Genomic DNA, 10275 nt, shown 5'->3' on the forward strand with positions numbered 1-10275 from the left:
ATTGATGTTTTGTTGAGTGAACTATCACTCCTTTTGCAAATGGCTGATAGTACATCTCCATTAATAGAAATTTCGCTGCAACTTCCTTGGTAACTGCTAGGTTTGTTAGGGTCAGTTATTTTTAATTTTCCATCAATATTTTCAATTCCATTCAAGACTATTGAGGTTTTGTTGAGTGAACCATCACTCCTTTTGCAAATGGCTGATAGTACATTTCCATTAATAGAAATTTCGCTGCAACTTCCTTGGTAACTACTATTCATTAGCTTTTGCTCCTTCCATTTGTTTGATAAATAATTGGTAATATTGTTAACTTTTAATTCTGTTGGATAGCTAGATTTAGCTTTGGCGATGGCTGCACCAACGTCAAGGACGAACGCTCTGCCAACGTCTGCGATGATCGCACTTGCAGCAGTATCGCTCAACGACTAGGCTTCGTCTGCCATTGAATAACTAGTATCGATGATGATTACTAAATCAATATGAAGTATCAAGATTATTTGTTTGCTCATGCTTTTTATTCTTTTGCATAAAATTTTTCAATTTTATACAAAAGAATAAGTTTATGCCTTTAAATGTAAGCTCATGAAAATCTAAGCGCCATTCAAGAATTATTTGAGGAAAATTTTGTAACTACTGTCAAAACTTATTTGAATAATATATTGAAGCACTTTACCTAAAAATAAAACAAGCACATAAATCTCATATATTTATCTCTGCTGTCAAATATATTTTAGCTATTGCTTCACAGATCTTTTTTGTCAACACATAACTATTATACTTTTGAATATCTAATCTCATAAATCTGAGTTAAACGCATATTTTCAATTAACTTGTCAATAAATAAAATTCATATTTTTAATATATTTTTTTAAATTTATGTAACATAACATTAAATATAAATTATTTATTAAGCACTATGATATTAGGAGACAAATTATTGTAAGCGGTAGTTTATTGTTACTCAAACTTGCTCAAGATAATGATTGCCCAAGAACTTATCAAACGTTATGCAGCGAAGGAAAGAGATTTTCAACACCTGAATTTAAGCCAGATTTATTTGCATGGTATTGATTTTAGTGGTATTGATTTTAGCTATGCTAACCTCAGTAGTGCCAATCTCAGTGAGGCTGACTTAAGTTATGCCACGCTGGTTTGGACAGACTTAAATCGAGCAGACTTGCAAAAAGCTAATTTTGAAAACGCAAATCTATTAAATGTGAGTTTATTGTGGGCAAACTTGAGTCACGCTACTTTAACTAGGGTGAATTTAACCGGCGCTCACTTGAATTATGCCAAGCTTGATAATGCGTGCTTACAAGAGGCAAATTTAACAGAGATTGATTTAGAAAATGCTAGTTTGACTCAAGCAGACTTAACTGGGGCAAATTTGTTTAAAGCCAGTCTCAAAGCTACAGACTTGACTGGTGCTAAGTTTGATGATGCTAATCTTCGTCAATCTAACTGGGAAGGAGCGATTTTATCTGCTGCTTCTTTAGCACGAGTTGATTTGGAAGGAGCGCAATTACACGATACTATTTTAAAGGGAGCTAATTTAACAGAATCAGATTTAATTAAATCGGACTTGAGTAGTGCAGATTTGACTGATGCAATTTTACGTCAAACTGCCTTGGAGTTAGCCTGTTTATTTAATGCAGACTTAAGTCGTGCTGATTTAAAGTTAGCTTCTTTATTTAACGCCAACTTAGAGGAGGCAGTTCTAAATGGAGCAAATTTGAGTGATAGTGATTTAAGACACGCAAACTTTACAAATACCCAATTAGAAGGAGTAAATTTTTCCGGTTCTCGTGTTAAAGGAGCGTTGTTTAGCGATGCTATTGGGTTAACTGCTCAACAAAAGCAATGGCTGAGGAAAAACGGAGCATTGAATATTTCTGATTTGTAGAATGATGGATAATACTAATTCGTAATTCATAGTTATACAAGTTTGATTTTATCTGTATTTTGAGGTTTCAATGTGTAGAGATACAAGGTCTTACCTTGCGCTCCTACTTTTAAAAAAATTGGTATAAAAAGAAGTATATCAGTCCTTAAGTGATTCATGACAAAACAGTATCTTGATTTATTAACCCTAAGTCAAAAATGTGACAATTAAATTATGACTAAAATCAATACTTTGACAAGGATTATGCTCAAAGTTATACATTGTAACAATTTAGTTAAAAAACAAGCTGATTTTTAGTTTACGTATTTTCTCACGAATGATTCCGGATTGCTATAGAACTTTAAACATCTTTGGTTTTGAAAAGAGATGAGGAGCATAGAACAATTTATCCAATTGACGGAAGCATTAATTAATGATAAAACAGGAAAATCGCTCTCATTTATCCAAAAAGCTGTTTTGTCAGCATCTCTATTGGAAACAAAAAAGAGTTATGCACAAATTGCTATAGAAAACAACTATTCAGAGAACTATATCAGGCAATTAGTTGCTCCTAAATTGTGGCAACTACTTTCTAATACTCTTGGCGAGAAAGTTAATCGAACTAATTGTCGTGCTGTGCTAGAGCAACGACTAGACAGTTCATCTTTGCAAACAATATCTCAGCCTACACAGATGCAGCAAAAGATAGTTTTAGAACCTCCAGAAGGACAAGTTTCGCTTTCTTCTACTTTGTATATTAAACGGGATTTAGAACAAGTTTGTTATCAAGGAATTCTCCAACCTCGTGCGTTTATCCACATCAAAGCGCCGCGAAAGATGGGGAAAACTTCTTTAATGACCAGAATCCTTACTTATGGTAGTTTGCATAATTATCATACTGTCAGACTAAGTTTACATCGCGCTGAAACAGAAGTTTTTAGCTCATTAGAAAAATTTTTACGCTGGTTCTGTGTTAATGTTACCCATCAGTTAGGAATCAAGTCAAAGCTAGAGGAATATTGGGACGACGATATGGGTGATTTGATGAACTGTACTATCTATTTTCAAGGGTATGTGTTACAAGAAATCTCTACTCCGATTATCTTAGCATTAGATGAAGTGAATAAGTTGTTTGAATATCCTCAATTGACTCGTGATTTTTTGGGGCTATTGCGCTCATGGTATGAAGAAACAAGAGATATATCAATTTGGCATAACTTACGAATTTTAATTGTTAAATCCACTGATATTTATATTAAATTAGATATTAATAAATCTCCTTTTAATGTAGGATTAGCAATTGAGTTACCTTCTTTTACAAGATTGCAGGTAGAAGATTTAGCACAACGTCATAGACTCCAACTTACAGCTTTGCAATTTGAACAATTCATGGCGCTTACAGGAGGATTTCCTTACTTGGTGCGACTGGCATTTTATCATAGCGTTCAACATCAAATTCCTGTGGACGATATACTACAAAATGCCACGAATGATACTGGAATTTTTAGCGAACATTTGCACAATCAGTTACACTCTCTTCTGCAAAATCCTGATTTAGTTGATGCTTTTCAACAGGTCATTAAGTCAACTACACCTATTGCCTTAGAGCAAGAAGTAGCATTTAAATTAAAAAGTTTGGGACTGATATATCTAGAAAATAAAACTGCAACAGTTAGTTGTGGTTTGTATAGAGAGTATTTTAATGATTACTTTATTAATAATACAGCAATTCTAGCTCCTTCGTAACCAACAAGTACCTCGACTGAATAAACAAGTCAGGGTGATGTAGCTTTCAAATAAAAAAACCAGTTAATTCATGTTGAAATTAAAAAACATTTCTAGACAGTACTCTAGGTATATTAAAATCCCCGCAAAATTATTTTTAAGTAATATATTTATTTGTTCTCTTACCAGTTTTTACCCAGTTAATGCTCAAATAATACCCGATAACACGTTGGGAGCCGAAAAATCTACCATTACTCCTCAAAATATTCGTGAATTAATCGGCGGAGGTGCAATTCATGGTGGTAATCTTTTTCATAGTTTTCAAGAATTTAATATCAATCAAGGGGAACAGGTTTATTTTGCTAATCCGGCGGGTATTAGTAACATTCTTACTCGTGTTACAGGAAATAATATATCTAAGATTTTTGGGACATTAGGTGTAGATGGTGCTGCGAATTTATTTTTGATTAATCCTAATGGAATTATTTTTGGTAAAAATGCCCAATTAGATATTGCAGGTTCTTTTTTAGCTAGTACTGCTAATGCAATTAAATTAGGAGAAAATGGGTTATTTAGTGCAACAGAACCGCAAAATAGTAATTTACTAACGATTAATCCAAAAGTTTTATTTTTTAATGCTTTACACCAACAACAAGCAGAGATTAATGTAGCAGGAAATTTCACGTTAGGTACTGGGCAAAGTCTGACTTTACAGGGAGATAAGATCATCAGTACAGGTTCTTTGACTGTACCAGGAGGAACTGTGCAGCTTTTAGGAAATCAGGTGAGCTTATTAAATAATACCAACATTAACACTGATGCTCTTAAAAATGGCAATGGCGGCACTGTAATAATTAAAGCAAATGATCTAACCCGTTTTGAGGGTAATATTAGCGCCCGTGGTGGTAACAATTCTGGGAACGGTGGTTTTGTGGAAATATCAGGTGGCAGGGTAGAATTTGCTGGTACTGTGGATACTAGCGCTGTAAATGGTTTTGGTAAATTCCTGCTTGACCCGAAAGATATTCTTATTCAACCAGGGGGTACTGTTAGCGGTCAAAGTGTAAGCCAATTGTTAACGCTAAATAATGTCAGTTTACAGGCTAATAATGATATCACTGTTGATGATGATATTACTGGCGTTGGGGCAAATAATCTTAACTTAGAAGCAGGGCGATCGCTCACCATTAATCCCAACCGCAGTATTATTCTCAATGGTGGTAATTTTAACGCCAAAATTAACGATGAAAATGCGATCACAACCGTTAGAGATCCTGGAGTGGCGCAGTTTCTCATGAACCCAGGTTCCCAAATCCTCACCAATGGCGGGAATGCAACGATTACATCAGGAAAGTTTGGCCAAACCAGTAAAATTCATACTACCGATGCATCTATCATTTCTGCAAAAAGTAGCGGGAATGGTGGCAACATTGCCCTAAACGCCATCAATGATATTACAACTGGTAATTTAATTAGTGGGTTTTTCAACATACCCAATATCAGCGACTCTATTAATAGCGGTGACATTACTATCAACAGCACCGCAGGTGGAATTACCACTACTAATTATCTGTTAGCTAATGCTCAACAGCAAGCAGGAGACATTTCACTCAGAGGTGCAGGTAATCTCAGTCTCAATGCCGCAGGTGACTTTCCTCGTTCAGGTAATATTGCTTCTATTGGAGACACACCAGGAAAAATTACATTTACTAGTGGTAATATCCTCTCTGGTAAAAATATTCGCATCATCAATGCAAACTTAGGTGCTGGTAAAGGCAATGACATTACCCTCACCGCCCGCTCAATCTTTCTGGACACTACATCTATTTTCGCCCTGGCTAGGGGTACAGGTAAAGGGGGAAATATGATCCTCAATGCTACAGATGATGTAGTGATGCGGACAAGCGATATTGGTACAAATTCCGATGCGGCGTTGGCTGTAAATCTTCCTACTGGTGCTAGCGGCGATGCTGGGGATTTTACTCTCAATGCTCGTCGGTTGAGCGTTAGCCGAGATCCAACAGCTTTTTTCCCTTTTAGAGGAACTTCCATAAGTACTGGTACTGACGAAAACACAACGGGTAATGCCGGGAATTTAACAATCAATGCTTCAGAATCCGTAGAACTTATCGGTCGTCAACTCACAACCCCAATACTTACCCCTAGCCAATTGGTGAGCCAACTTATACAAGGAACAGGAGTAGGTATAAGCACAAATGCTTTCGGAAGTGGTAACGCTGGCAAACTGACGGTTAACACTGGGCGCTTAGTTGTTCGAGATGCAGGTGGAATTAGCACGTTCCCAGTGTCAGGTAATGGCGGAGATTTAACAATTAATGCTACAGAAATATTTTTGCAGAATTTTGCCGGGATTCAAACGGCAACTGCTGGTTCAGGGCAAGCCGGGAATTTGACAATCAACGCTGATAAAGTAACGCTTACCGATAGGTCGATAATTGATGCAGCGGCGCTAGCTGGTACGGGCAATGCTGGCAACTTAACTTTATCAGTTAAACAACTAAATGTCCGTGATGGTTCTATCGTTTCCTCAGCAACTACAGGAGAGGGGAATGCAGCAACATTAAATCTCAACGCTACTGACAAAGTAGAAGTTGTGGGGAATTTCGCAGATAATAGCAGTCTTCCCAGTGCGATCGCAACGGCTTCTTTGAGTCCGATTGGTAATGCTGGGCCTTTGAATATTACGACTGGGGAGTTAATTGTCCGCCAAGGAGGAGAGATTACCACCGCTACCGTTGGTCAAGGAAATGGCGCACCCATCACAATTAATACCCGCACGTTGCAATTAGATAACGGTAGGATTAACGCTTCTACATCTGGTACAGGTAATGGAGGTGATATTACTATCAACGCCACCAAATCTGTAGAAGTTGCTGGAAATGGATTTGCAGACTTGCAAGAAAAAATTATCAATCCAGCTTATGCGGGTACTCTCAGCCTGGCTAACTTTGACCAGGGAATCGTTGCTGTGAGTGCAGGCCAAGGTAAAGCCGGAAATGTTGTAATTCAAACCCCGAATTTTCTTAGCCGCAATAGTGGAATAATTGCTACTACCGCCTTGGGTCAAGGACAGGGGGGGAATATTAACATCAATACCAGTAATACTTTCGAGTTAGATAACTCTTTTATTGGTACAGGAACATTAACCAATGCCGAATCTGGCAATGTAAACTTAACAGCGCGTCAATTTACAGCCAAAGGGGGCGCACAGGTATTTACTACTACCTTTGGTTCTGGAAAAGCTGGGGATTTAACAGTTAATGCTTTAGAGTCCATTGATTTAATTGACCCCTCCCAGCAGGGTTTCGGTTCAGGCTTATTTGCCTCTTCGGCTCAAACTGCTTCCGGAAATGGGGGAGACATTAATATCAACATTCCCAATGGTGACTTAAATATTGGCGATCGCGCCACCGTATCTGTCAGCGCTTTAGGAATAGGGAATGCAGGAAATATCAATATTGATGCCCGTGCAATTTCTCTTAATCAAGGTTCCATCACTGCTACCAGCGTTTCTGGACAAGGAGGTAACATCAACCTCAAGGTAGCCAATAATTTACTTTTACGAAATAACAGTCAAATTTCCACCCGTGCGGGAACAGAAAACAGTGGCGGTGGTAATGGTGGCAATATGGATATTAATAGTGGATTTATTGTTGCTGTCCCGCAAGAAAACAGCGACATCACCGCCAATGCTTTTGCTGGAAATGGTGGGGATATCAACATTACTACTCAAGGTATTTTTGGCTTACAGGTTAGTGATAAACTCACCCCAAATAGTGACATCACCGCCAGTTCTCAATTAGGCATCAACGGCATCGTTAATATCAACACTCCAGATGTTGACCCTACCAAAGGATTAACTCAATTGCCTTCTGTGCCTACCGACCCTGCAAATCAAATTGTCGCAGGTTGTCCCAGCAACGAAGAGGCGAATTTTGTGATTAGTGGACGGGGAGGCTTACCAGAAGACCCCCGTCAAATACTGCGTGGTCAGGTAGTTTTACAGGATACGCGAGTAAGTGCAGATTCCCCAAATAAACTTTCAGAGCAAATCAGCCATAGAAAAGTACCAGATATAAAAGGGCAACCACCATTACTAGAAGCTACTGGATGGATGATTAATCAACTAGGACAGGTGGAATTGGTGGCAAATACTACCCAAATACTACCTGATGGTGAGAGAAATAATGGTGATTGTAGAAGTTTATCTGAGTAAAAGGGACTGAGGATTGGGAGACAATACGGTTGGTATTAGCCATAAAAGGGGCGTTACACTCAGGACAGATTCCCATCTCTAACGGCATATTAAATAAAGTTTATTCATCTAGATTTTGATTCATTTTTTGTTTTTTCGCCTGCGACTAAATTCTAATATTTAACTAAGTAGAGGGACGTAAATAAATATAATATGCTCTGGGATTTCTTCGTCGTTCCTCCTGGCAATGACATCTTACATTTAATTATGTCTATCTACTTATTTTCACTAGACCAAAAACTTTTCTGTGAAGCTTTATTAGCCTTAATATTCTGCAAAAAGTTGTCGCCAAATTAACTAAAGAGCCGCTGTTCCTCTGGTTTGGATGTCGGTGGCATCCTCATTTTCCTCATATACCTCATATATATGAATACCAGCTTCAACCCAAACGCCTTGGAAACCAATCGGTCCCTCACCTTTGTAAGTGATGGTTCCATTGAGGGTTTGTCCACCATCCTCAGACTTCACATCAATAGCAACAAGGTGCTGGGTATTATCACGGTCACCGAGTTCCCATGGATAATTCCCCGGATGCCAAGGAGCAGAATCCCCTCCCCATTGGTTTTCGATCCTGTAAACATTATTAATGTAGCGGCTAGCCCGAAAACCAATAGGCCCCTCACCTTTATAAGTCATAGTACCATTGAGGGTTTCTCCGTCATCGTCTGACTTAACATTGATAGCAACGACATTCTGCTCAGAGCGATCGCCAAACGTCCACCTGCCGGCTTCATGCCACGGGGCAGACGAGCCACCCCACTGATTTTTCACTTGATATATTGGCATATTGTTCTATCACCTTTTGTTGAGTAAAACCGTAAGTATTAGAGTTGTCATTCTATTATGGATGAACTTCCGTAGCGTGGGGAATGCCACTAACTGAAAGAGGATGGTGTGTGGAATGGGCTAATATTCACGGTACTTGAACCAGAGGACGATATTTTCAATTTCCGTCGCTCCATCTCCACTGTCTACTTTCAAAGTAGCCACGTTAGAACCAGTTTTCAAAACTCCGGCTGCAACAACTGCCTGGACAGAGTTATAGACATCCGTATTATAAGAGGCTGATGTTACTGTTTTTCCGTTAAGATCAATGCTGAAACTGATCGTGCCTTGTTGGTAATTGTCTACCGTGAAAATGAGAACAGCACTAGAGTCCAAATTCGCACTATCTGGTAGGGTAAAATTGAAGTCTTGCCGAGTAGCCCCTCCTCTTCCAATTAATATTGTGGTATTTAAGATAACTACGTAGTTTGACATTTTTGCTTTCCTCCTACTATTAATATCAGTGACATTGCTTGTATATTTTAATTCTCCATCAATATTTTCAAGTCCATTTAAAACGATTGAAGTTTTGTTTAGCGATTTATCGTGCTTTTGGCAAGTGGCTGATAGGACATTTCCGTTAATATAAATTTCGGTGCAACTTAGGTGGAAACTACTAGGTTTGTTTGGGTCAGTTACTTTTAATTCTCCATCAATATTTTCAATTCCCATCAAAACAATTGAGGTTTTGTTCGGCGATTTATCGAGTTTTTGGCAAGTGGCTGATAGGACATTTCCGTTAACAAAAATTTCGTTGCAAGTTTTTTCAAAGCTGTTACTCATTAGCTTTTGCTTCTTTTTGTTAATGAACGGCTTATGTGAGTTGGAGTCTCAAACAACACAGTCTCGTTCATAGGGCTAGAGCTGACGCTGAAAGCGAAGTCTAAAATTTTTGATGTTGCTGAGTAATGTTTAACTCACATCAGGCGTAATGAATAATTGGTGATTCTGAACTAGGGAATGCCATTAACTGAAATTAGATCGCGATCTGCTTTTCAAGTTCATTTGTTTTGACTTTAGCGATCGCTTTTGATCGCTAAAGCCAGCTCCAAGACGTAGGCTGCGATTCTTCTTGAGTCAATTTTCTAAACCTTTCGGTCTATTGATTTGATCTTATGGGGTTAGCAGCCAAGTAGGCATCTCTTCTGGTTTTGGTGCGCCATTAGTTACATCATCAGTTGTTGTCAACGTATCCTCTCCTAGATCCTCAAATCCTCTGTATTTGATGTCAGCAACGGCTTCAGATCTAACACCCTTGAAACCAATAGGACCCTCACCTTTGTAAGTTATGGTTCCATTGAGGGTTTGTCCGCCATCGTCAGACTTGACATCGACAGTGACGACGTTCTGGTCAGAGCGACTACCAATTCTCCATGTACCCCCATCATGCCAAGGAGCGGCATCTCCTCCCCATTGGTTTTCGACCGTGTAATCGTTACTACCAGAGCGCTTTGCCCGAAAGCCAATCGGTCCCTCACCAGAGTAAGTTATGGTTCCATTAAGGGTTTCTCCGCCATCGTCAGACTTGGCATTGATAGCGACAACGTTCTGGTTATCACGACTA

General features: G+C 38.7%; 6 protein-coding genes and 1 pseudogene. 3 read left to right on the forward strand and 4 right to left on the reverse strand.

The window, feature by feature from the left end:
* A partial coding sequence (locus ACFE90_RS29025) for a CVNH domain-containing protein (protein ID WP_375505840.1) occupies window positions 1-425 on the reverse strand: 425 nt, incomplete at its 3' end.
* Window positions 426-982: 557 nt separating this feature from the next.
* Between ACFE90_RS29025 and ACFE90_RS29030 the strand changes: the two genes are divergently transcribed.
* From ACFE90_RS29030 to ACFE90_RS29040, 3 genes are all read left to right on the forward strand, one after another.
* On the forward strand, window positions 983-1906 hold the full coding sequence (locus ACFE90_RS29030; protein WP_375505841.1) for a pentapeptide repeat-containing protein: 924 nt from the start codon (window positions 983-985) through the stop codon (window positions 1904-1906).
* A 366-nt stretch (window positions 1907-2272) separates the two neighbouring features.
* Window positions 2273-3631 (forward strand): AAA-like domain-containing protein, encoded by a 1359-nt coding sequence (locus tag ACFE90_RS29035; protein ID WP_375505842.1) that lies wholly within the window; start codon window positions 2273-2275, stop codon window positions 3629-3631.
* A gap of 70 nt (window positions 3632-3701) precedes the next feature.
* Window positions 3702-7847 carry a filamentous hemagglutinin N-terminal domain-containing protein gene (locus tag ACFE90_RS29040; protein WP_375505843.1) on the forward strand — a complete coding sequence of 1382 codons (4146 nt, stop codon included), beginning with the start codon at window positions 3702-3704 and terminating at the stop codon, window positions 7845-7847.
* 336 nt (window positions 7848-8183) lie between these two features.
* On the opposite strand, the gene ACFE90_RS29045 is transcribed toward ACFE90_RS29040, so the two are convergent.
* The 3 genes and pseudogenes from ACFE90_RS29045 to ACFE90_RS29055 all read right to left on the reverse strand — a co-directional run.
* Window positions 8184-8672 (reverse strand): hypothetical protein, encoded by a 489-nt coding sequence (locus tag ACFE90_RS29045; protein ID WP_375505844.1) that lies wholly within the window; start codon window positions 8670-8672, stop codon window positions 8184-8186.
* 120 nt (window positions 8673-8792) lie between these two features.
* On the reverse strand, window positions 8793-9494 hold the full coding sequence (locus tag ACFE90_RS29050; protein ID WP_375505845.1) for a CVNH domain-containing protein: 702 nt from the start codon (window positions 9492-9494) through the stop codon (window positions 8793-8795).
* A 330-nt stretch (window positions 9495-9824) separates the two neighbouring features.
* Window positions 9825-10275, reverse strand: a pseudogene (locus tag ACFE90_RS29055) (hypothetical protein); the annotation flags it as partial.

Source organism: uncultured Nostoc sp. (assembly GCF_964245445.1).
GTDB lineage: Bacteria > Cyanobacteriota > Cyanobacteriia > Cyanobacteriales > Nostocaceae > Nostoc.